The organism is Brachyspira murdochii DSM 12563 (genome assembly GCF_000092845.1).
GTDB classification, from domain to species: Bacteria; Spirochaetota; Brachyspiria; order Brachyspirales; family Brachyspiraceae; genus Brachyspira; species Brachyspira murdochii.
On the sequence record NC_014150.1, the window covers coordinates 2,037,014 to 2,060,770 of the forward strand.

Sequence of the window (23,757 nt, forward strand, 5' to 3'; positions counted from 1 at the left end):
TATAGTATAGCTTTCACAATATCAATATGAAATTTTTGTGATAAAAAATAATAAAGGATATATTTTATGGAAAAGTTTTTTAAGCTGAAAGAACATGGCACAAATGTAAAAACAGAAATTATAGCAGGCTTTACTACTTTTATGACTATGGCATATATATTGGCAGTAAACCCTGATATACTTAGTGCTACAGGTATGGATAAAGGTGCTGTTTTTACTGCTACTGTAGTATCAGCTATCATAGCAACATTGATAATGTCTTTGCTTGCTAATTTGCCTTTTGCTTTAGCACCGGGTATGGGACTTAATGCCTTTTTTGCTTTTACTGTAGTTCTTGGTATGGGTTACAGCTGGCAGACTGCTTTAACTGCAGTATTTATAGAAGGTGTTATATTTGTGCTGCTTACTATATTTAATGTAAGAGAGGCTATAGTTAATAGCATACCTGTTAATATGAAAAGAGCTATTTCGGTTGGAATAGGCTTGTTTATTGCTTTTATAGGACTTCAGAATGCTAAGATAATAGTTAATAACGATTCTACTTTGCTAAGTCTTGGAAATATTACTTCCGGAAGCGGACTTCTTGCAATATTAGGTATTATTATCACTGCTATTTTGCTTTCTTATAATGTTAAAGGGGCTATACTTTTGGGTATATTTATTACTACTATAATAGGCATTCCTATGGGGCTTACAAAACTTTCTCCTCATGGAAGTTTCATACCTCCTTCATTAGAGCCTATAGCTTTTAAACTTGATTTCAGCAATATACTTAGTCCTAATATGTTTATAGTATTATTTACTTTTCTTTTTGTAGATATGTTTGATACAGTTGGTACATTAGTAGGTGTTTGTACTAAAGCCAATATGCTTACAAGAAGCGGGGAAGTACCTAGATGTAAACAGGCTTTATTTGCTGATGCCGTAGGTACTGTTGTAGGTGCATGCCTTGGAACATCAACTGTTACTACATATGTAGAAAGTGCTTCAGGTGTTGCTGAAGGCGGAAAAACTGGACTTACTTCTTTAGTGGTTGCTATATTGTTTACTATATCATTGTTTTTATCGCATATATTTTTATCAATACCTTCTGCAGCTACTGCTCCCGCTTTGATAATAGTAGGATTATTTATGATGACGCCTATATTAGAAATTAATTTTGATGATTATACTGAATCAATACCGGCTTTTATATGTATAATATTTATGCCCTTTGCATACAGTATAGCTGAAGGTATTACTTTCGGAGTATTATCTTTTACTATATTAAAATTTGTTTCTGGTAAAACTAAAGATATATCTTTATTAACTTGGATATTATCAGCACTTCTTTTAATAAAAATACTAATGCCTGTTATACAGGGTTTTTTAGGATAAATTGTATTATATAAAGAGGGGATAAATAAATATCCTCTCTTTTTTATATATTGATATTATTTAAATATTATAAAAAATATAATTATTTTTTCATTGTAATAAAATTATTCAAAAGTAAAATGTTTAATATTATCTGCTTCATTATTTAATTCATTTATTAATACAAAAATTTAGAAAATAAAATTGTTTCAGTATATATCTAAACAAATAATATTATTTTAAATTCATTGTATAATGGATATAGACATATATATAAAATGCAGCAGGTCTAATTAAAGAAATACTAAGTATACATAATATTGTATACTTAGTAAATAAAATTATCAATAATTATTTTGAAATGATTTTTTTTATTTCACCGATACTCTTCATAAGCCCATTTATAGGGTATAGAATGCACCATATTTCTTTTTATTTCAACTAAAATATTGAGAAAATAATTCTATTGTAGGCACAAGAGTTGCCAGAACACCTTTAACAAACTCTTTCCAGTTGAAAGCTGCATTATAAGGTGTTGTTAGTGAGTTAATATTACTAACTAATTGAGTGTAATCATCTGTCCTATATGGAGGAAATTCTATTTCTTCATATTCACCGTTATTATATGCGTTATAAAATTCATTATTAACATATTTAATTTCTGCTAGAAACGAATCAAATACTTTAGTTACAAGTTTATCGTTTACATGCTCTTTTTCTATTGTATGGAATACGTTATAAATAATTCCTGTTATATAAGTCCAATCCTTACATTTATCTTTTTGACTTTTTTCTTGTATAAGTAAACTCCTTATTAATATATTTATTAGTATATATAATATAATTTTATTATTCAAACATATGAGCTTGACAAATCTTTGAAAAATCAATATTTAGTGTACTAAATTATAAAAAATATTATTAGTAATATAATTTGCTAAAAATAAAAGTTTTTATATGACAAGATAAATACTATTGTTTATTATATAGACTTATTTCAAAATTACTTGATAATATTATATATAAAATTTTGATAATTTATAAATTATTAAAATAATGTTTTACAATTTATTATTTTAGTATATGAACATGCAGTCCTTTTGCTTCTTTGGGTCGCCAAAAGAAGTGGGGTGTGGGGCAAAGCCCCACTTATAAAATAAAAAATACTGAAAATTAAAATAGTATAATTACCTATTGATTTACTTTTGAAATAAGTCTATTATATAATAATATCAATATATGTATAATATTATAACATATATATTATAATGTTTACAGTATTTATATTTTGAATAGTTTTTGTAATGATATTGGTATAAAAAATATAAATTAACATAATATTTTTTAATTGACAAAACAATATATATATAATAGTATAGAGAGTAAATGTTTAACTTTTTTTATTATGTAAAGGTTGTTAATAGTCATGTTATACGAAATTTTTTATCCATTAAGAGAATCATTTTTTGGTTTTAATCTATTTAGATATATTACTTTTAGAACAGCAGGAGCAGTTGCAACGGCATTAATACTTGTTCTTTTATTTGCTCCAAATATTATAGAAAAATTAAGAAAACTCCATTTCGGACAGGTTGTAAGAGATGACGGACCTGAAACACATTTGGTAAAAACAGGCACTCCTACTATGGGCGGAATATTTATAGTAGGAAGTATTTTGATTAGTATATTGTTATGGGGAAAACTCGATAATTTAAAAATAATTCTTCTTTCCTTTTCTCTCTTCATACTTGCTGTTGCGGGTTTTTTAGATGATTTTTTAAAGATTAAATATAAAAACTCAAAAGGTCTTCCGGGTAAATATAAAATATTTTTTCAAACTTTTGTAGGTATTGTAATAGGAGTTTATTTATATTATTTTGATAAATCAACATTTTTGATGACATTTGAACTTAATCAGGGTATAGGTGTATTAGAGGCGGTAAAGGTAGCACAGGTGCCATCTTCTACTATATTTATACCATTTGCAAGTACGCTTTATATAGATTTGAAACTTTTATATATACCATTTGCCACATTTGTAGTTGTTAGTATGAGTAATGCTGTAAATTTAACAGACGGACTTGATGGTCTTGCTATAGGACTTTTAATCATAATGTCTATGGCATTAGCAGTGCTTTCTTATGTATCTGGAAACTCTCTTATAGCAACATATTTAAAAATACCTTTTATAGCAGATGCAGGAGAAGTTACAGTTTTTGTGGGTGCTTTGATAGGTGCTGGTTTAGGATTTTTATGGTTTAATGCCCACCCTGCTCAGGTATTTATGGGAGATGTTGGAAGTTTATCTTTAGGCGGGGTTTTGGGTATTATAGCCTTATTTATAAAACATGAACTTCTTCTTCTAATTATAGGGGCTGTTTATGTGGCAGAGGCTTTAAGTGTAGTTTTACAAGTATTCTCTTATAAATTTTTCAATAAAAGGCGTATATTTAAAATGGCTCCTTTACATCACCATTTTGAGAAGTCTGGCTGGAAAGAAACTCAGGTTGTATTCAGATTCTATATTATAGGTATAATAGCTGCAATTATAGGTATAGCAACATTAAAAATAAGATAATTTTTTTATTGAATTATTTAAATAATTGTTATATTTAATATGGGGAATATTATAATCTAAATTTTTGAGGTAAAACTATGAATGGGAAATTAATAGTAATAGAAGGCATAGACGGTTCTGGAAAATCTACTCATGGAATGCTTCTTACAAATGAATTAAATAATATCGGTATTAAATCTATATATACTTTTGAGCCTACTCATGCATATTTCGGCTCTAAACTTAGAGAGAGTATGCTTTCTAAAGATTTAAAACCCGAAGAAGAATTATCCCTATTTATAGCTGACCGAAAAGAACATGTACAGAATATGATAAAGCCTGCAATCAATGACGGTTATGCTGTAATTTTGGATAGGTATATGTATTCTTCAATAGCATATCAAGGGGCAAAAGGTATTGACAGAGAATATATTTATAATCTGCATAAAGATTTTATAATAGAACCTGACTTGGTATTTATCTTTCATCTGCCTATAGAAACCGCTTTAAATAGAATTATGGAAAAAAGAGGTTTTGTCGATAGATTTGAAAATAAAAACTATCTTAAGAAAGTTGATGAAATATTTTCTTCTTTTAATGCCGCAAATATACATCATATAAATGCAGATAAAGATGAAGAAGCTCTAAAAAATGAACTTATGCAAATTATAAGAGATTCTAAAATACTTCCTCTAGATTCTCTTCAATAAAATCGGATAATCTTTGATTGTTGGCAGTTTTTGTATATTCAATGTTTCCTACTGATTTTTTATCAAGATTATTTATTTCTGAAACCAATATATAAAAACTGTTTTTTTTGCTTCCGTCTTTAGATGTGTATATATTTTGTCTTAATTCTCCATTAACTAGTACATGTTTTCCTTTAAATAAATTTACAGCTGCTTTATCTGCATTATATCCCCAAGCAACTAAGTCAAAATAATACACCTCCTTTTGAAGATTTCCATTGCTGTAATAATATTTATTGTTTGCGATACTGAATTTGCATAAAGATCTTCCTGTTTTTGTTTTCATGTATGTTGGATCTTTAGTTAACCTTCCTTCTACTATTACTATATTAGTATTTCCAGACATATTAAAACTCCTTAAAATTATTGTTTTTTATGGTATTAGTTAAACAAATTTTTTTTATAAAATAAGCCTAATATTTATAATTTTTTTCAATATATAATATATATGTCTTGTTTTATTATATTTTTTTGTTTTACATTTGATTGAAATATTAAATTATATCTCATATATATAACATTGATTTTTTGAATATTTTGTATAGCTTTATTGATAGACTGCCTTGTTTATTTGTATTTTTTATTTATAATAATTAATACTTTAATATTGAAATTCAAAATAAAGCATAAAATTTTAAATGGCAGGATATGTAAATAATTTTTTAAACTTATTTTTATCAACTTTATATAATAATACTGCCAAAAGTTATAACAGTAAAAATCAACATAAATCTAGAATTATTAGAATATTATATATAGCATCTGATACTAACATGATATTAGCTTTATATTTTGTTTTTTCGTCTAAATTATAATATTTATGATATTGTTTCTTTTAATATCAAATCCCAAAAATTATTAACAGCTAATACATTATTATCCAAAAGTACAATTTACTTTATCATAATTTTCTATATATACATCTAATATTTTTCGCCATCACTAATTGATACCTTATTTGTAAATAAAGCCATTATTGTTATTATACGGCAAATTAATTTTGATATTTTTTTTAGTAAATAAAATATAAACAATATAATTTACTCTATGTTATGGAAATATTTTCTTTCTTATTTTGTTTGCCGTGCATTAATAGAAAAAATTAAATATATTTTCTTGCTTCTTTGATGCTGAGGTTAGCCATGTCATCTTGATGCCTCTCTATAAAATCTCTTACCCAATCAGGATTGGATTTACTATAATCTCTTAATGACCAACCTATTGCTTTATTTATGAAAAACTCTTTATTGTTTAAATTATTCATTATAATTTGCTCTAATAATTCTGTATTAGTTTTTTCTTTTCTCAAAATCTGATGATCTATTGCTATTCTTCTAAGCCAAATATTATCGGATAAAGACCATTCTAAAAGTATGTCATTAACTGTTTCATCTCTTAAGGCAATATCTCCGATAATTCTATCCAAAAAATCTATAGTATCCCACCATGATTTTGTTAGGGCATATTCTTTTAATTTTTCTATATGAGTTTTATTTAAATATTTCTTTTTTAAAATAAGATAATCTATTGCAGCATACTGAAATTCTCTGTATTTATTTTTATAGCATTTGTCTGTAAAGTTAAAATCTATATTTTCTTTTTTATCTTTTGGAATTGTTTTAAATATTTTTTTCTGAGCTTCTTTTCTCTCTTTTGAATGAATACCCAAAAACTCAAAATTATTTTTCATGTATTTAGCCATTGAAGCAGCTTCTTTATTATTTCTCAATCTTTCAAATTCTTTTGAAAGATTATTATATAAATCATTCATTGAAACCTTAAAAATTACTTATCAAAAATATAATTATAAACATGCTCTGATAAAGGTATTCCTTCTTTTAAATAATTCTTTGAACAAGCCTCTTTTCTCTCGCCAGGTATTGATATAGTTTCACCTTCTTTTAATGCCGGCTCTTTTCTTATATCATCAATGAATGACTGAACAGTATTTAAATATGTGTCCAAATCATTATAAACAGCAGGATCTGCAATAAGCATAAATGTAGAAAGATTTCTTTTTTTATCCATGTCTCCGTACATCTTTACTAAATTATTGCAGTAAGCCTGACCTATTAAAAGCCCTGTAAAGGCTTCAACCATAGTCATTATTAAATACCCTTTAACCCCTCCGAAAGGTACAACATATTTTATTTCATTAGGGTCAGAACTAGGATTTCCGTTTTTATCAACCCCCCAATGAATAGGTACTGTTTCATTATTCTCTCTTGCTGTAAATATGCGTCCTAATGATACCTCGCTTGTTGCCATATCTCCAAGTATAAAATCTTTTTTAGCTGGAAATCCGTAGCTTATAGGATTGGTACCGAAGAAAGATCTTTTTCCGCCGAAAGGTATAACACAAGGGTCTGTATTAACCATTATAAGAGAAACTTTATTTTGATCTATTGCCATTTTATTATAATATCCTAAAGCTCCTGCATGACTATTATTTTTTATTCCTATCAATGCTATTCCCTGTTTTTCAACAGTTTCTAAAGCCCATTCCATCGCATACTGACTTGCTACATGTCCAAATCCTCCGTCCGCATCCATCAATGCAAATGCTGGTCTTTTTCTTTCTATCTTAAACTCAGAATGTAAATTTATTCCGCCTTGTTTTATTCTGTTAATATAATGCTCAACTCTCAATACACCATGAGAATGTATTCCCCTTATATCAGCATAAAGAAGTACGTCTGTTACAATGCCGGCCTGTTCGTTCGATACTCCTGCTGATTTGAATTTATTATATACGGCATCCATTAATTCTTCTGCTTTAACTTTTATCATAATTGCAAAACCTTTCATTATAGTCTTATACTTTAACAAACATAATAAAGTTTACATAATTATAAATATAATGTCAATAACTATTATTTTCTTTTTTATAATATATTATTGATTTTGCATATATACTGAAGCAATTTTATTTTGTCAATTTCTATATTTTTCTAAATGTACTTTAACTTTTTTGCTTTTATATTTAGTATACGATTCTATAAAATGCAATTACTGCTGTAGCTTTATATCTTAATAATTATGTATAAAATTTATGACAATGCTTAAAATTTAGGCAGCAATTTGCAAAAAGCATTCTTCGTTAAATGTAGTTTTAAACATATTGTATAGTATTTGTTTTTTATGAAGCAGTACATAGATATTTAGATATTAAAATGCTGAAATAATATGTTAGCTTTAAGAATTTATCATATTATTCTAGGCATCAATATTGTAAATATTATATTTGTAGTGATTTTTAATACATATTAGGATAAAAGTTCTACAAAAAAGAAGTTTTGATAAGTTTTTTATATAAAAAGTGTATGAAACGTAGTATATAAAGCTAATTTTTAAATTTTTTAGGAAAAAAATGAAAAAAATGCTAAACCAAATTAAACTTTATTCCGAGAAGACCGAAAATTATTATATAGCAAAATGAGAGTTCAAGTATTTGGCGGTCTCGAACTCCCTATTTGCTTAGTTGATACCATATAATTTGATAAGGATATAATTATTGGCGTGATTATATTCTTATATAGGATTTAATGGTATTTTTGGCAACTTTATATAGTCATTAAAGATTGTCGGAATACCTTAAATTCTCTTTAATATTTTTTGCCAATTAGGCACGGATGCCTTTTTGAATAAATATCATGGAGGATGACGATGATCATCAATAATAACATTAGTGCTATAAATGCACAGCGTACTTTAAAATTCAGAAATGTAGAACTATCTAAAGATATGGCTGCTCTTTCTTCTGGATTAAGAATTAACAGAGCCGGAGATGATGCTTCCGGACTTGCTGTATCTGAAAAAATGCGTACTCAAATCCGCGGTTTACGTCAGGCTGAAAGAAACACTCAAGACGGTATATCTTTCATTCAAACTACTGAAGGTTACCTTCAAGAAAGCCAAGACATTTTACAAAGAATACGTGAATTGTCTGTACAATCTGCTAACGGTATTTATACTGATGCTGACAGAATGCTTATTCAAGTTGAAGTTTCTCAATTAGTAGATGAAGTTAACCGTATTGCTAGCCAAGCTCAATTCAATACTCTTAACATGTTAACTGGAAGATTTGCTAATCCTAACGAAGGCGGAGCTCCTGTTGCTTCTATGTGGTTTCATATGGGTGCCAACATGGACGAAAGAAGAAGAGTTTATATAGGAACTATGACTGCTGCTGCTTTGGGATTACAAACTCCTGAAGGTGTTAGTATTTCTATTTCTTCTATAGACAAAGCTAACAGTGCTATAGGTTTAGTTGATGAAGCTTTAATGAAAGTTTCTAAACAAAGATCTAATTTAGGTGCTTATCAAAACAGATTAGAGCTTACTGCTCAAGGCTTAATGATAGCTTATGAAAACACTGCAGCTTCTGAAAGCAGAATAAGAGATACTGATATGGCTGAAACTTCTGTTAAATTTGCTAAAGACCAAATATTGAGTCAGGCTAATTTAGCTATGTTGGCTCAAGCTAATACTATGAACCAAGGTGCTTTACGTTTAATTCAATAATTAATTAAAGTACGTTTTATAAAAATAGCTGGTCTCATTAATTTTAATGGGACTGGCTATTTTTTTACAATCTCATTACATCCCCCACCCTTTAAAATCAGATGTTTTTATTTTTCATTATAACTTTATTAATATTTAAAAGTTTTGATTATTAAAGACAAGCCCGCCCAAGCGTTTTATAAATTTATTGTTTCACTCACCCGCACGTTTAATTAAATTTTGAATATTAATAAAATGTGTTTTTTTAATTTGTTTATATTTTATTAATTTAGCTCTGCGTGCGGAGAATAGACTGTAATATTTAAATAAAGCTAGGGTGTGGGCTTTAAATAACAGATGAAGTTATAAATATATAGTGATTATCAAAATAGCAGTATTAATTATCAACTTTAAAGGTGGGCGGGGAGTTAAAATAATATTGAAAAAAATATAAGTTATATTTATACTATTTTAATAAATATAATAAATGAGGGATTTTTTATGACAGTTCAGGAAGAATATTTTCAAAGATTATCTTTAGTTTTAAAAGAAAAGTTTAATAAAAAAGGTTTTGCTTTTGATAGTTTCAGCAGTAAGGAAGATGCAAAAAAGTTTGTATTATCTCTTATAAAAGAGAATGATACTATTACATTTGGCGGAAGCATATCAGTTAATGAAATGGGCATATTAGAAGATTTGAAAGGCTATAAGAATTTTATTGACAGAAATAATAAAGAATTAAAAGCAGAAGCAGAGATAAAAGCATTTGCAAGCGATGTTTATTTGTGTTCGGCTAATGCTGTAACAAAAAATGGTGATATTGTATCTACAGACGGCGGCGGAAACAGAGTTGCTGCTACTATTTATGGACCTAAAAAAGTATTTTTAATTGTTGGAAGAAATAAGGTTTGTAATACTGTAGAAGATGCTGTAAAAAGAGTAAGAAGTATTGCGGCAGGAGAAAACTCAGTAAGATTTAAAGTAGATAATCCTTGCTGCAAAGGTGATATGATTTGCGATGAGGAAAACTGCGATATAGAAAATAGATTATGTGCTTATACTATTATAGTTAACAAATGCCATATAAAAGACAGAATACATATAATATTTATAGATGAGGAATTAGGATTTTAGTTTTAAATAAAAAATAAATATAAACTTTTAAAAAAGGCTTACTAATTTAATAGCAAGCCTTTTTATTAAAAATATTATTTTTTATTGTCCGTTATTCATAGAAGCTAAATACTGCATTATCTGAAGTCTTCTGCTTTCTACATCTTTGTCCAAATTAGCTATAACATCATTAGTTGCTGCTAAAGGCGACATTACTCTTTTGAAGTCATTATATATATTTAAAGCCTCTATAACTTTGTTTTGTTCTATATATATATGACCTATAGCATATAAGGCAAAAGCACCGTCCTGATTAAGCTCATTAGTGTATTTAGAATATGTACTTACAGCTTCATCATACATTTTACTGTTGAGATATATATTAGCTAAATCAAATTCAAGTCCTGTTCTTTCGTCTTTAGTTAAATCTCTCATTTTAAGAGTATCAATTAATGTATTTATAGAACTCGCAGTGTCTCCTATGTTAGCATATAGTATTGATATATCTTTATTAACAGCTACCATATGCTCTCTTGTTCTTGCTCTTTTTCTAGCCTCTAATTTTGCCCATAGAGTTTCTTCTATATCCTGTCTGTTTTGATATATATAATTAGCATAAGAAGAATAGCTTTCAAAAGTATCTTCTTTCACAGCCTGAGCTTTAAGATTATCAGCCTGCTGTCTTGTAGTTTTAAGCTGTGCATCTATTCTAGCAATAAATTGTTTTATCTGCTGATAAGTTTGATTCTGCTCTCTTGCCGCATCTCCCATATCTTTTCCTCTGTGGAAAGTTTTTTCTGCTCTGGTAAGCACATCTTTGGCTTTATTTAAATACTCTGCCTCTTTATCATAAGGGGTATCTTTTGAGCGTGCCAAATATTCATAAGAAGCAGCTAAGTTAAAATAAGCAGGATAAATAAGTTTTTCTAATTTTATAAGCTCTTCAAACATTAAAGCCGCTCTTTCATAATTGCCGTCCATAATAGCCTGATTGCCCACAGCAAAGTATACATTAGACATATCAAAACCTATAGTAAGCATTCTTTCTTCTTCCTGCTTTTTTAAGTCCTGAAACTCTGCTATTTTTTGATTAGCTTCATCTCTTGTAATGCCGTTTTTAGCAATGTCTCCATTACCCATAAAGCCTAAAAGTTTTTGATACATTTTTATTTTTCTGTTATACATATCTATTTTAGCAAGAGAATATGAACTTACAAATATCTCTCTTGTTAAGAAATCATAATGAGAAATCTCTTCAGCAGTTCCCTGCATAGTATAGCTGTTCCAGTAATCTTCTTCCGTTTTAAACTCTGGGAAAGGAAGCTCATACATTTTTACGAAAGTTATCTCTTCGTTTCCGTCATAAATATTTTTTCTTGCTGCTGAAATTAAGCCTTCATCTAATAATGCATTTAAATCTGCTGCTATTTTTTCATTCTCATAATCTCTTTTTAAATGCTCTTTAGCAATATCTTTATAGTCATTAACAGTAAGTACCTTAAAGAACTCTAATTCATCAACTAAAGCATATTTAATAGGCTGAACTTTGAATACTAAACCATAAGCCTTGAAGTAGTAATCACCAAGCCTGTAAAGTCCGTCTCGTCTCCAAGCCATATAATAAGGTCTGCCAGACTCTATAAAGTCTTTATCAACGGCATCGCTTATATCTCCTAGCCATCTGCCGTCTGTTTTCATAAGGTTTCCGTATATTCTTTCAAATACATTACCCTTTTGGTCATATATTTTTAAATCTGGTCTTCTTCTTTCAACCATAGTGTAATATACAAGTCCGAATACTTGGTTGTCTCCTCCTTCTGTAGCAAATATTGCATTATCTGGAAGAGAGTTCATCATATTGTATGAATAGTCATGGTTGCTAAAATCTTTTGAGTTATTATTACGGCTTAGATTCATTACAAATATAGGAATCATTATTGCAAATATTGCTATAAGTGATATTGCATGATAAGGTTTTAATGTGGTATCTGCACTTTCTTCTTTAGAAGGTTTTAATACATTTTTTATATTAGTATTAAAATATTCCATATACCATTGAAAACCAAAGCCTATTATCACAAGCATATATAAAGTTGCTGGAAGGAAGAATACTTCTACAAATGATAAAGTTCTAACACTTGGAGGCGGATTAGTATATGCCATAAGTGATACGGCAAAACTTAAAAGCCCAAATACTGAGAATATACCTATAAATTTATTTTTCTTAAATATTTGAAATAGTCCCGGTATTAAGAACAGTAATCCTAATACTGTCAATTGAGTTTTGAATATATTTATCAAAGCAGATACTTGTTCTGGGTGAAGTATGAATGCTGCAGCAACATCGTTTCCAGAAGTACCGTACTGTTTTCTATGTATCATACTAAATAAATAGCTTAAATTTTCCCAGCCTGAAGGTTCATTTAATTGTCCCCAGTTTAGAGGAGGCAAAGCTCTTGCTCTTATAGGCATGTACGCATATATCATAACGCCTACTGCAAGCATTAAAAGCATTTTATAATATGATATTGATATGCCTGTTATAAAATCATTATCATTATTAAATTTATCTATTTTGCACAAGAAATATCTATATACTAAGCACCAAACAACTACTAAAAATAAAGGCCAGAATACTAAAAACATTCCCTTGTATAGAGTAGGGTAGAATGGAGCTTTAAGATTCTGTATCATATCTGGTCTTAAATAAGAACCGTTTGCAAGTGCTGTAAATATATCGCTCATTATATTCATATCAGCAAAAGGCTTAAATATTATAGAGAATATTGAATCATTAGAAGCTACCCCCGGAGGAAAATATAAATAAGCCTCATAATTCATAATAAATCTATAGTATCCGAAACCGCCTATAAATAATAATACCAAAAATACGAATATTGATATAAAAGAAGTTTCTATATGATTAATGTATCTGTCTTTATGAACCAAAAATAAAACTATTGCTATAAACAAAAGCGGAGCAAAAGCAAAAGGTAAAGTTACATGGTGATTTGCAAGTGCTACACCATAAAGAAATCCAAAAGCCATTAAATATTTGTTTCCATAATAAGGCACTTCATCATCGGCATGTTTCCATACATTTTCAAACCAATAAACAAGTATTAAAAGCATAGAAGCTATTTGAAGTATGTTCAAACTGTAAACTTCTGCCATAGTAGCCTGTGCCCACATATTATCAGATATAGCGAATGCAATACTTGCAAAAAGTGCTGGTATTTGTACTATTGGAGAAAATCCTCTTTCAACTCTGTTTTGACCCAATACTTTTACCATAATAAGATAGAAGAAAATCATAGCAATAGCAGCACAAGTACCAGAAAATAAATTGGTTCTCCAAGCTATATTTCCTACTGGTATATAAGTAAATAATTTGGACATTAAAGTGTAGAAAGGATATCCCGGGGCATGCCCTACACCCAAGAAGTAAGCAGCCGTTGTAAGCTCTCCGTTATCTCCTGCTGAAAGTGAAGGAGTGAGTGTAAACAGATACAAAAAGAATGTGAAAAGAAAAGCTATAGCAGCAAATACAGCGTCTATTTTTGAAAGATGATATGGTTTTATTTCATACCTTTTAAAAATAGGCTCCTCATTATCTTTTTTTGAGAATAGTTTTGAAAGTATATTTCCGCTGTTTTCTTTATTAGATTTTTCTTTTTTACTATTATTTTTTGTACTAGTTTTTTGACTATTTTGCAGATTATTAATATATTCTTCTATTAATTCTCTGTCTTTTTCTAGCTTTTTTGTAAGCTCATCAATGCTTTTATTTTTATAATTAGCTTTGATATATTCTTTTTCCAGATGTGAAAGTTTTGCCATTAATTATTTACCTCTTATTTCATTATATATTCAATAGTTTTCGATTGTTATTGTATTTTGGATATATGCGGCAATGAAGTTATTTTGTACTTTTTCCCGCCGCAAAAAGTACCAAAAAGTGCAAATACCTATTATCTATTAGTTTATATAACTTTACATAATAATATAATTTTTTAAATAATTCAACTATAGAAATTACTATTATATAATAAAATCGCTTATTATTCAAGAATGTAAAACCTATTTTATATTGAAATAAAATAAGTTTTAAATTATAGTAGAATTATATTTAGAAGACATATTTAGGAAATAAAATGAAATTCTTGAAAAAAATAGATATTATATTAATACTCATTATAATTTCTTACATCTTTTATAATGATTTGATAAAAAATAATAATAAAAACTTAGAAAACAATATTCATAAATTAAACTATATAGAAAATAACTATATTATAGAAAATAATTATAATACAGACTCTGAAATTGAATATCAAAATATAAGAAGAAGAAGATACAGACATGATCTTGACCTTGAAGGGGACAGAGTATTTATTATGTTCACAGGCTCTCTTATTATAGGTTTTTTACTTAGTCTTATATTATCATCAAAAAATAAATTCTATAAAAAAGAATTAATACCTGCTAAAATAATACTCATTTTATCTGTTATAATTACAGGGATAATTATTTTTATAAACTATGAAAATATAAAAAACATATTGGAGTATTTATCTTTGCCTATAGGCTTTATAATAGGCTTTGTATTGGCAAAATTAATATTTAAAAAATAATATATTTACTTAAATTAAACTTTATTTTAATTACCGCCCTTTAAGATTTGTAAGCCTATTTTTTATTAATAATCTTCATCTATATTTAAAAGTTACATTTATAATTTTTAACACCCACCAATTTTTTTTAAATTTATTATTCTATTACCGCACGCAGAATTAAACTAAAAATATATATTTATTTATAATTCAAATTTTATCATTCTTTAAATTTCATTTACCGTGTGTTAAATCTAATCAAAGCCTAATATATATTATAATTAATCTTTCAGCTAAATATAAAATACAATTCATAAATAACAACAAAAAAGTAACTATATATTGAATAATCAAACTATTAAAATATATTTTTATACTTTTTTTGTACACAACTATATTTTTATAGTAAATAAACATTGACAAAAAATAAAACTCATAGTACTTTTTTTGCAAAATATTATTTAAGAGGTTATAAAATGAAAAAAATTATTTATTTATTTATGGTATTTTTGACAATTGTCAATTTTTGGGGATGTGCTAAAAATAACAATGTTACTGCTCCTTCTTCAAGTATTAAAAAAACTGAAATTTCGTTTTCATATTTAGATGATCAATATCAAATTTCAGAAAATAAAACCGATAATATTCTCATGAAAACAAAAGATATAGCAGAAAATTTTTCTTTAATATCAAAAAAAACAGGAGAAAACGAATATACTGCTATAATAACTGATGAACAAAATAATATATCTGTTGCTATGGTATATAAAGATAATAAAGAATTTCCAGATCATATTTCTTTTTCTAAAGATGATAATTTAATTAGAGGTACAGCTTCAGATCATGTTAATGGGGCATTTGATGTATTGTGGAGTATGAATGGTATGGAAGAAGTTTTTTATAATATTAAATTATCTGATGATATATATAATTATAATAATATTTCTTCTTTAGATTCAAAAGAAAATTATCATGCTAAAACTCTAATTATAAGTTTAAAAATATGGGATGCTATTAATAATTATGTTCAGGATAGTAATAATCAGCCTAAAGGAAGATTTTTCTTTTTTATTTTTGGAATAATAGCAGCAGTTGCCGCAGCAACAGCTGCAACAGTAGCCACATTCGTTACAGCATTAGTAGTAACAGCTGTAGTATTAACTATAGGAGCAATAGTATCTACTCCAGTTGTTCCGCCAGCAATAAAACCAGATCCTGAAAACCCTACTTCATATCCTGATATTTCTACTTTTAATGTATTATATAATGGGGAAAAAATAGATAATAATACTACATTTACAATAGATTATGATACAGGAGAGATAAATGTGAGAAAATCAGTTATGTTAAATCCTGAGTATTATAAGAATGCAAGACTAACTTTAAATCTATCTCATTCTGGGGCTAAAAACTCTAATAATGAATTAGAAGTTTTTGTAAAAATGGATGGAAATCATGGAGATCCTATTTCATTAATAAATGCTTATTATAATTTTTTTATGAATGAGGAGCAAATTGGTTTTAGTAAAGATAATGAATATAAAATAGCGGATTTAGGATTCTCAAAAAGTAATTATATGAAATTGGATATAGTTAAAAAAAATAAAACTCCTGATAATTTTAATAATTTAATTTTAAAATTTGTATTTACAAATGTAAAAAGATTTGGTAAAATTGGAAAAGAATTTAAAATTCAAATAAATTAGGAAATTATCTTATGAAAATAAAGTTACTCTTAACCATCATCATAACTATTTTATTGTTTAATATTCATATTTTATATTCAATGAAGTTTTCTCCTGAATTTGGTATATTTATGAATATAGGGGCTTCAAAAATTTTTACTAAAACAGAAGTTGATCAAAATGAATATTCATACCTTGTTGATTTTAGAACTATAAAAGGGGATATATTTTTAGATTTTGAAGCTATTTTTCAATTAGGTGTAAAAAATAATATTAATAATAATATTGTTACAGGCTTAACTTCCCTTTTAGAAATAGGATACAGCCCTTATATAATAAGCACAAAATATGAAGGTGAAAGTGATAGTATATATTATATCTTCACTGATAGAGTTATTCTTTATAGTTTAGTTTTAGGAGCTTTAGAGAAAATAGTTTTTAACAATTTTTCTATAGGTATAGGAGCAGGTGTATTATTTCCAATATCTGGTTTTGCTGCATCTAATCATCCTAGGAATATAATATCAGTAATGCCTAGTGAAAATTTATCAATAATTTCACCATATAATAGTAAATTAGATTATGCATATATAAAAAAGCTATTTAAAGTTCCTGTTGCTCCCTATATAAAGATAACAGCAGAATATGCATTCAAACCTTATAAAATTGATAATGCTGAAATGGATTTTGTACTTGGAGCATATTTAAGTTATAACTTTGGTATGCAGTATGATGTTTCTGTATTGAATAGTAATATACCAAAGCAGGGAGATAATGGACTTATCATACCCGGTATATCTAGTAAAGATATGTTCTATAAATATGATTATTCCAATTTGGATTTTGGGGTTACATTTGGTGTTTCTTTTAGAGCTTTAGAATAATTTGATATTTGATAAAAACCGTTATGATAGTGAATATATCATGGCGGTTTTTAATTTTATTCTAATTCCCCGCCCTTTAAGATTTGTAATCCTTATTTTTTATTAATAAACTTCATCTACATTTAAAAGTTACATTTATATTTTTAACGCCCGCCCAAGTGTTTATTAACTTTTGAAACTTACTCAACGCACGTTAAACGCATTACTAAAAAACATCTGAATTATAATACAAAATGTATTTATTTTTTGGATTCGTTCTGCGTGCGTTAAATATATGCTTATTTTAATAATACTTTATAAAAACTATATTGATGATTTTTGTTTTTCCATTTCTTCATATTTTTCAAAATCTTTAAGAGCTTCCTTGTTTTTATTCAATTTCTTTTTAATACTTCCTCTTAGAAAATATGCAAATGGATTATCAGGATTGAGTTCTATTACTTTATCAATATCTTCCATACCTTTTTTATGCATGTCCAATCCAAATTTAGAAATACCTCTTAAATAGTATGCTTCAGAAAAATTAGCGTCTAATTCTATAACTTTATTAAAATCTGATATTGCCTCTTCATTCTTATTCAATACTAATTTAGAAAGCCCCCTATGCAGATACGCTTTTACATAATTGGAATCTAATTCTATAGCTTTATCAAAATCTTTTAAAGCTTCTATATCCATATTTAACGCTACCATGTTAATACCTCTATAGAAATAGAACTTTGCACAATTTGGATCTAATTCTATAGCCCTATTGAAATCTTCTAAAGCCTCCTCTTTTTGGCTAAGTAATAATTTAGAAACACCTCTGTATAGGTAGCTTTTTGCATAATTAGGGTTTAATTCTATAGCCTTATCAAATACCTCTAATGCATTTTTATAGTCTTTATTGTTATAGTATGTAACAGCTTCTTTATAATAATTTTTAAATGATTCGTACATAGTTATTTTCTCCGTTAAAATATTCATTAATAATTCTTATCCATTTAGAATTTATAACAGTATTTTAAGCTGAAATTTTAATAATTCTTTTACAATATTTTTTATTTATTATAGTATAATTATAAGATTAATATTTTATTTATAATAAATCTTATATTATAGACTATTTTTACTTCTTACTTATTGCAATAATATAAATTTTTAAATAAAAAATCAACAATAAAAAATATATTAGCCTTAAATTAATAAATAACATTTATAATTTTTTTATTAAAATTTATTTTATCTTTCACTGATTCAAAAAAATATTAGTATTTAATTATTAAATATATGCTTATTAAAAAACTTTGGGCAAGTTCTAATAGATGTTAATTAAGATGTAAGTAACAATTTAGAGTAAAAAAGATATAGGGTGGGGGGGATAATAAAAACTGATTGAAATAAAAATGATTTAAATTTATAATAAATGAAGGATTATTAAAAAGGCATGTATTATGAAAATTAGTGTATTAGCAGTTATATTAGTTATTCTTTCTTTTATATTTTATAATGAAATGACAAAACATCATTCTAATATATATATTACAATAGAAGAAAGTAACAATGAAGAAAATAACATCTATAATGGAAACTATATAGTAAGTGATAATGATATTATTTTAGAAAATAGTTATGATTTTGATAACAGTATAGAAACTAAAGAAATTAGACGCCGTTGGAATAGAGATAGATATCATTATGATGCAGATTTTGGAGAGGCTTCAGAAGATTTATTTATTAGATTGGTAATAATATTTTTTATAGGATGTGCCATTATAGGCATTTTAGCAGATATGCTTTTTTTTAAAAATTACTCTTATAGATTTTATATTATTACATTTGCTGTAATTCTTATAATGAGTTTGGCTATTATTTATAAAATACATGGAAACATGGCTATTTTTAATATGAATGGAAGTATTGAAAGCATGATAGAGTTATTAGCTTTTTTTTCCGGCGGTATACTGTCATTTATAGCATTGAGAATTAGTAAATACCTTAGAGATAATGATAAAAATAATAAATAATTTTATTTATATAGTGAATCTATTATAAAAAATAGCAAAATTAAAATTATTAAAATGTCTTATTTTGATTTTCTCTTTTCAGTTCTTTTAATTATATAAACAATTACAATTGTAGATAAAATAAAAATTAATGATATTATTATATAATCTTTTAATGTAATATCCCCAAATAAAACAGAAGCAAAAAGATTGTTGTATCCTAATAATAAGTGAGCAATACCTTTTTGATTTGATAAAGTTGATTTCAAATCATTAGTATAATTGCTTGTAATGTTTTGATTATTGATAGCTGTATCAGTTGACGGAGCATTAATAAATGCTGCATATAAAAGAATAAGAAAAAATATAAAAGCAGCAAAAAATGTTTTTTTTATATTGTTATCTTTTATATTAAATAATGCTGTTATAACACCAATTGCTATAAATATATATTCATAAGTATTTTCAATGTATTTTATTATAAAAAATTCTGATACTCCAAAAAATGCTATTATTAATATTATAACTATACCAGGACCTAAACCATAACTGTCACCTAAAAAATCATCGAGATTCAAATCCCCTTTAATCAACACTAATATAAAAAATACTATTATAAAAGAGCATAAAAATAATGCTGACATTCTAAATAAATCATTTTCTGGTATATTGATTTTGTATATTAAATTAAAAATTATATCTTTCATAAATATTTTTTATTCTCCTTATTAAGGCTTAGATTTATAATTTGCGAGCAACAAACCTAATATAATGCCAGCTGCTATACTTAAATATTCTTTGACAGTTATAATATTATCTTTTAACATAAAGAAAGCAAATATAGTAACTCCAATACACACTAATGGAAGTAAATTAATTATTAACTCCTTCTTATTTTTTAATCCTTCTTTTTTTATTTTATGAATTGCTAAAATACCAAATAGTGCTGATGAAAAGCTAAGAATAAACATGATTGTAACTCTAAAAAATAAACTCTCTGGTATCCATTCAAATCTCACGTAATGAATACGCCTAGGATTTAGAGAATGTATAACTAAATTAAGTAAATCATATTTTTCATTAGTAAAATCATATTTTTGATAATATTTATCAATCGTTTCTGATTTATTATTTACTGCATCGTACTTATTTAATATTGCAGGGGCATTAATAACAAACAATATTAATCCTATAAGTATTGCCATAGTAGGTATAATAAGAAGAATAGCTCTTATATAAATATTTTCTTCTCTATCTTTTCTTTCTTTTCTTTTTCTCATAATAACTTTATTATTTTTATTCTATAATTGTCTGTATTTATAAATATATTTTTATTAAAATATAATGATTAAGAAAAACAATACTTTTTTATTTATGATGATATAGACTTTTATAATAGAAAATAAAACTGTATTGTATAAATTAATAAATGCCTATAATTGAATTTAGATGCATTCTACTTTTTTCATAATCCTATTATCATTTTATTATATATGCTTTTTTTGTCAATAGAGCAGACTTGTTTCAAAACTTGTTAGTGCTTGTAGTTTTTTGATTTAATATTTTTTTAATTAAGAAATTTTCCTAATTATAATATATGCTATAGAACCAAAAATTGCTCCGCTGAAAGCTAAATATTCTCTATTACTTTCCATTTTTATTACTATTACTATTAAAACGAATGCCATTAATGCCAGAGTAATCAACCCTACTAATATTGTTTCTATAGTCTCTCTAATATCTTCTTTTAGTTTTATCTCTTCATGATAATATTTTTGGGCTATAAGTGAGGTAATTATAAGCGATAATATATAAGTCAGTACATATACAATTAATACTCTCACACCAACAATATTCAAATCCGCTTTTGATCCGCTATATTTAGATGATGAAGTTCCTTTTAATAATAATGTTATTATTTTTTGAAGTGTTTCTTCTTTATCAAAATTGTCAAAATTTGCTGCATTAGTTTGTTTATTATTATCTATTATTTCTTTTTTTTCTTGTATATTTTTATCAGCCTTAGCAAAAATTGTTATTGCAGTAGGAGGTATAGTACAAGATAAGAAGAGATATATTATTAAAGCTATTACATTAACTTTGCTATCATTTTTTTTCTTTTTAATTTTCATTTTTATTTAACTACTCTTTAATTAAAATTATAGTCTTTCAATTTTAATGAATATACTTTTTTTGTCAATACGGTATATATGTTTATTGAATTATACAAATAAATTATTTTTTTAATTTTTTATGCATATACTAAATTCATTTTCTCATCATAACTTTATTTTTTTGCTATCTAATCCTATATATTTGTAATTAAAATCTTATAAATGTTAAATATTTTATTTTACTTTCTTATATTAAGAGCACATGCAATTATTATAGCAATAATAATATACAGAATCCCTACTATTGTTTTTTGTACGATTTAATACTATATGCTATAAACATTATCAGATTATTATTATTTAAGCCTTTTATATTATAAATATAAAAAATTTTTGTAATCCTACTACAATTATAAATAAACCTATTACATAAAACCATAATATATTAAAAATCAAAAAGTATAATTAAAGCCCTGTATTTTTTATACAGGGCTTATTTTTATAATTTTATTATTTATCTTATTTTATTCTAAATAAGCATAATGAAATTGATATTCCATTAAAGGAGTTAGTACATAATCTTTTAATCTTTTACTTACCAAAATAGGATTTGAAGGATTGTATATAGGTATAAGAAGATTGTCTTCAGCTATAAGCAGTTTTTCAGCTTCATGCATAGCCTTCATTCTTACAGCTTGGTCTGCAGTGCTTCTTGCAGTTTCTATATAGCTGTCAAACATAGCATTGCTGTATCCTGCAGTATTTTGAGTTCTGTAGCTCAAATAATTTTCTAAAAATGTCATAGGATCGCTGTAATCGCCAATCCATAAAGTTCTTATAAGCTGATAATTTTTATCGCTTCTCATCTGCTGATATGCTGCCCATTCCATAGATGATATTTGTAAGTCTACACCCAAAGCAGATTTCCACATTTGCTGAATAGCCTCTGCAGTATTTATATATACCAAGTCAGAAGTAGTTTTGTATTCAAGTACTGGAAAGCTTTCTCCATTAGGATATCCTGCTTCAGCCATTAACTTTCTAGCCATTTCTACGTTATTGGAATAGGCTTCTTTTGATAAGTCTATATATTCTCCTCCGTTTTTTCTAAAATCGCCTTCTATATCATAAGCACCAACAGGCACCCAAGCACTTGTAGGACTTTTAGCTGTAGGTACAACATTTTCTACTATATAGTTTCTGTCTATTGCCAAAGATAATGCTTTTCTTACTCTTACATCTTTTAATACTTCATTAGTAGCATTAATACCAAATGCGACAGTAGAAAAATAAGGAGCTATATTTACTATGCCTTCCTCTTTTAATTTTTCTAAATCTTGCTCAATAATATATACAGAAAAATCTAAAGAGCCTTCTTTTACTCCTGCAAGTGCTAAAGTAGCATCTTTCATCATTACAAAAGTAATTTTTTCCGGCACTATATTATTTTGATTCCAATAGTTGGTATTTTTTATCATAACAATTTTTTCATCAGGGTTTCTTTCAGTCATAATAAAAGCACCGTTTCCTATATAGCTTTCAGGACTTAGTGACCATTGATCTCCGTACAGTTCTATAATATCTTTTCTTACTGGGGCAAATATAGGATAAGTTAAAATATCTAAAAAATATCCTGTAGGATTTTCCAATGTTATTTCTAAAGTATAATCATCAATAGCTTTAACTCCTAGCTCTTCTACAGGAAGTTCGCTTGAAAGCACTTTAACTGCATTTTTTATATATTCTATAAAAGAAGTATATTCAGCACCGCTTAAAGGATTGGCTGCTCTTTGTAATGCATATACAAAATCATCAGCAACTACATTTTTTTTGCCGTCAGACCATATAGCATTGGTTCTCAAATAAAAAGTATATGTAAGTCCGTCTTCGGATATATCCCAGCTTTCGCATGCACCTGCCTGAAGATTGCCTTCTTTGTCTTTTGTTATTAATGTTTCAAATACATGTCTTGGATATACAAAATCATTTCCTGATAGGGTAGGGTCTATTGTTTTAGGTTCTTCTCCTGCATTTATAAATAGTTCTTTACTGTTTCTTTCTTCGGCTGAATTACCACCGCATGATATGCTAAATATTGTTACTATACTTAATAGAATTAATATAATATTTCTAATCATAGTAATATCCTTAATAAAAAAATTATTAGTTATCATAATACTATAATAATTAATATAATG

General features: G+C 26.7%; 19 protein-coding genes. 9 read left to right on the plus strand and 10 right to left on the minus strand.

Translation table 11 applies throughout. The annotated features are described in order from the left end of the window. The first annotated feature begins 66 nt into the window (after nucleotides 1-66). Nucleotides 67-1,377, plus strand: coding sequence for an NCS2 family permease (locus BMUR_RS08970; RefSeq protein WP_013114252.1), 1,311 nt, complete (start codon nucleotides 67-69; stop codon nucleotides 1,375-1,377). 416 nt (nucleotides 1,378-1,793) lie between these two features. Here BMUR_RS08970 and BMUR_RS08975 read toward each other — a convergent pair whose 3' ends face one another. Beyond that, on the minus strand, nucleotides 1,794-2,246 hold the full coding sequence (locus BMUR_RS08975) for an SET domain-containing protein (RefSeq protein WP_013114253.1): 453 nt from the start codon (nucleotides 2,244-2,246) through the stop codon (nucleotides 1,794-1,796). A 536-nt stretch (nucleotides 2,247-2,782) separates the two neighbouring features. On the opposite strand from BMUR_RS08975, the gene mraY reads away from it, so the two are divergent. Continuing rightward, nucleotides 2,783-3,934, plus strand: coding sequence for a phospho-N-acetylmuramoyl-pentapeptide-transferase (gene mraY, locus BMUR_RS08980; protein WP_013114254.1), 1,152 nt, complete (start codon nucleotides 2,783-2,785; stop codon nucleotides 3,932-3,934). 77 nt (nucleotides 3,935-4,011) lie between these two features. Continuing rightward, nucleotides 4,012-4,623, plus strand: coding sequence for a dTMP kinase (gene tmk, locus BMUR_RS08985; RefSeq protein ID WP_013114255.1), 612 nt, complete (start codon nucleotides 4,012-4,014; stop codon nucleotides 4,621-4,623). Here tmk and BMUR_RS08990 read toward each other — a convergent pair. From BMUR_RS08990 to BMUR_RS09000, 3 genes are all read right to left on the minus strand, one after another. After that, nucleotides 4,592-5,008 (minus strand): single-stranded DNA-binding protein, encoded by a 417-nt coding sequence (locus tag BMUR_RS08990; RefSeq protein WP_013114256.1) that lies wholly within the window; start codon nucleotides 5,006-5,008, stop codon nucleotides 4,592-4,594. The genes tmk and BMUR_RS08990 overlap by 32 nt on opposite strands. Before the next feature lie 756 nt (nucleotides 5,009-5,764). After that, nucleotides 5,765-6,433: a DNA alkylation repair protein gene (locus tag BMUR_RS08995; protein WP_013114257.1), complete on the minus strand. Its 669-nt coding sequence runs from the start codon at nucleotides 6,431-6,433 to the stop codon at nucleotides 5,765-5,767. Between the two features lie 14 nt (nucleotides 6,434-6,447). Then, complete coding sequence (locus BMUR_RS09000; RefSeq protein WP_013114258.1) at nucleotides 6,448-7,452, minus strand: Ldh family oxidoreductase; 1,005 nt, start codon at nucleotides 7,450-7,452, stop codon at nucleotides 6,448-6,450. A gap of 876 nt (nucleotides 7,453-8,328) precedes the next feature. Here BMUR_RS09000 and BMUR_RS09005 point away from each other — a divergent pair. Then, nucleotides 8,329-9,186 carry a flagellin N-terminal helical domain-containing protein gene (locus BMUR_RS09005; protein WP_013114259.1) on the plus strand — a complete coding sequence of 286 codons (858 nt, stop codon included), beginning with the start codon at nucleotides 8,329-8,331 and terminating at the stop codon, nucleotides 9,184-9,186. A 480-nt stretch (nucleotides 9,187-9,666) separates the two neighbouring features. Beyond that, nucleotides 9,667-10,299, plus strand: coding sequence for a lactate utilization protein (locus BMUR_RS09010; RefSeq protein ID WP_013114260.1), 633 nt, complete (start codon nucleotides 9,667-9,669; stop codon nucleotides 10,297-10,299). Between the two features lie 81 nt (nucleotides 10,300-10,380). Here the strand turns inward: BMUR_RS09010 and BMUR_RS09015 are convergent, their stop codons facing one another. Beyond that, nucleotides 10,381-14,118 carry a glycosyltransferase family 117 protein gene (locus tag BMUR_RS09015; protein ID WP_013114261.1) on the minus strand — a complete coding sequence of 1,246 codons (3,738 nt, stop codon included), beginning with the start codon at nucleotides 14,116-14,118 and terminating at the stop codon, nucleotides 10,381-10,383. A 314-nt stretch (nucleotides 14,119-14,432) separates the two neighbouring features. Between BMUR_RS09015 and BMUR_RS09020 the strand changes: the two genes are divergently transcribed. The 3 genes from BMUR_RS09020 to BMUR_RS09030 all read left to right on the plus strand — a co-directional run bounded on the left by BMUR_RS09020 (nucleotide 14,433) and on the right by BMUR_RS09030 (nucleotide 17,460). Continuing rightward, nucleotides 14,433-14,912, plus strand: coding sequence for a hypothetical protein (locus tag BMUR_RS09020; RefSeq protein ID WP_013114262.1), 480 nt, complete (start codon nucleotides 14,433-14,435; stop codon nucleotides 14,910-14,912). A gap of 455 nt (nucleotides 14,913-15,367) precedes the next feature. Next, nucleotides 15,368-16,597 (plus strand): hypothetical protein, encoded by a 1,230-nt coding sequence (locus tag BMUR_RS09025; RefSeq protein ID WP_013114263.1) that lies wholly within the window; start codon nucleotides 15,368-15,370, stop codon nucleotides 16,595-16,597. Between the two features lie 11 nt (nucleotides 16,598-16,608). Next, entirely contained in the window at nucleotides 16,609-17,460 is an 852-nt protein-coding gene (locus BMUR_RS09030; RefSeq protein ID WP_013114264.1) for a hypothetical protein, read from the plus strand. 303 nt (nucleotides 17,461-17,763) lie between these two features. Here the strand turns inward: BMUR_RS09030 and BMUR_RS09035 are convergent, their stop codons facing one another. Then, nucleotides 17,764-18,399 (minus strand): tetratricopeptide repeat protein, encoded by a 636-nt coding sequence (locus BMUR_RS09035; protein ID WP_013114265.1) that lies wholly within the window; start codon nucleotides 18,397-18,399, stop codon nucleotides 17,764-17,766. A 494-nt stretch (nucleotides 18,400-18,893) separates the two neighbouring features. Here BMUR_RS09035 and BMUR_RS09040 point away from each other — a divergent pair, with 494 nt between their 5' ends. After that, nucleotides 18,894-19,466: a hypothetical protein gene (locus BMUR_RS09040; protein WP_013114266.1), complete on the plus strand. Its 573-nt coding sequence runs from the start codon at nucleotides 18,894-18,896 to the stop codon at nucleotides 19,464-19,466. 59 nt (nucleotides 19,467-19,525) lie between these two features. On the opposite strand, the gene BMUR_RS09045 is transcribed toward BMUR_RS09040, so the two are convergent. The 4 genes from BMUR_RS09045 to BMUR_RS09060 all read right to left on the minus strand — a co-directional run bounded on the left by BMUR_RS09045 (nucleotide 19,526) and on the right by BMUR_RS09060 (nucleotide 23,697). Then, a complete protein-coding gene (locus tag BMUR_RS09045) occupies nucleotides 19,526-20,152 on the minus strand; it encodes a hypothetical protein (protein ID WP_013114267.1) in 627 nt (208 codons plus the stop codon). A 21-nt stretch (nucleotides 20,153-20,173) separates the two neighbouring features. Next, complete coding sequence (locus BMUR_RS09050; RefSeq protein WP_013114268.1) at nucleotides 20,174-20,725, minus strand: hypothetical protein; 552 nt, start codon at nucleotides 20,723-20,725, stop codon at nucleotides 20,174-20,176. A 291-nt stretch (nucleotides 20,726-21,016) separates the two neighbouring features. Beyond that, entirely contained in the window at nucleotides 21,017-21,577 is a 561-nt protein-coding gene (locus BMUR_RS09055; RefSeq protein ID WP_013114269.1) for a hypothetical protein, read from the minus strand. A 506-nt stretch (nucleotides 21,578-22,083) separates the two neighbouring features. Beyond that, nucleotides 22,084-23,697, minus strand: a complete 1,614-nt coding sequence (locus BMUR_RS09060) for a peptide ABC transporter substrate-binding protein (RefSeq protein ID WP_013114270.1) — start codon at nucleotides 23,695-23,697, stop codon at nucleotides 22,084-22,086. Nucleotides 23,698-23,757 lie beyond the last annotated feature (60 nt).

Coding starts and splice junctions, on each gene's coding strand:
- BMUR_RS09040 (WP_013114266.1), top strand. CDS start 18,894: ATGAAAATTAGTGTATTAGCAGTTATATTAGTTATTCTTTCTTTTATA.
- BMUR_RS09010 (WP_013114260.1), top strand. CDS start 9,667: ATGACAGTTCAGGAAGAATATTTTCAAAGATTATCTTTAGTTTTAAAA.
- BMUR_RS09055 (WP_013114269.1), bottom strand. CDS start 21,577: ATGAAAATTAAAAAGAAAAAAAATGATAGCAAAGTTAATGTAATAGCT.
- BMUR_RS09015 (WP_013114261.1), bottom strand. CDS start 14,118: ATGGCAAAACTTTCACATCTGGAAAAAGAATATATCAAAGCTAATTAT.
- BMUR_RS09060 (WP_013114270.1), bottom strand. CDS start 23,697: ATGATTAGAAATATTATATTAATTCTATTAAGTATAGTAACAATATTT.
- BMUR_RS09035 (WP_013114265.1), bottom strand. CDS start 18,399: ATGTACGAATCATTTAAAAATTATTATAAAGAAGCTGTTACATACTAT.
- tmk (WP_013114255.1), top strand. CDS start 4,012: ATGAATGGGAAATTAATAGTAATAGAAGGCATAGACGGTTCTGGAAAA.
- BMUR_RS09025 (WP_013114263.1), top strand. CDS start 15,368: ATGAAAAAAATTATTTATTTATTTATGGTATTTTTGACAATTGTCAAT.
- mraY (WP_013114254.1), top strand. CDS start 2,783: ATGTTATACGAAATTTTTTATCCATTAAGAGAATCATTTTTTGGTTTT.
- BMUR_RS09020 (WP_013114262.1), top strand. CDS start 14,433: ATGAAATTCTTGAAAAAAATAGATATTATATTAATACTCATTATAATT.
- BMUR_RS09030 (WP_013114264.1), top strand. CDS start 16,609: ATGAAAATAAAGTTACTCTTAACCATCATCATAACTATTTTATTGTTT.
- BMUR_RS09005 (WP_013114259.1), top strand. CDS start 8,329: ATGATCATCAATAATAACATTAGTGCTATAAATGCACAGCGTACTTTA.
- BMUR_RS09045 (WP_013114267.1), bottom strand. CDS start 20,152: ATGAAAGATATAATTTTTAATTTAATATACAAAATCAATATACCAGAA.
- BMUR_RS08995 (WP_013114257.1), bottom strand. CDS start 6,433: ATGAATGATTTATATAATAATCTTTCAAAAGAATTTGAAAGATTGAGA.
- BMUR_RS09000 (WP_013114258.1), bottom strand. CDS start 7,452: ATGATAAAAGTTAAAGCAGAAGAATTAATGGATGCCGTATATAATAAA.
- BMUR_RS09050 (WP_013114268.1), bottom strand. CDS start 20,725: ATGAGAAAAAGAAAAGAAAGAAAAGATAGAGAAGAAAATATTTATATA.
- BMUR_RS08970 (WP_013114252.1), top strand. CDS start 67: ATGGAAAAGTTTTTTAAGCTGAAAGAACATGGCACAAATGTAAAAACA.
- BMUR_RS08990 (WP_013114256.1), bottom strand. CDS start 5,008: ATGTCTGGAAATACTAATATAGTAATAGTAGAAGGAAGGTTAACTAAA.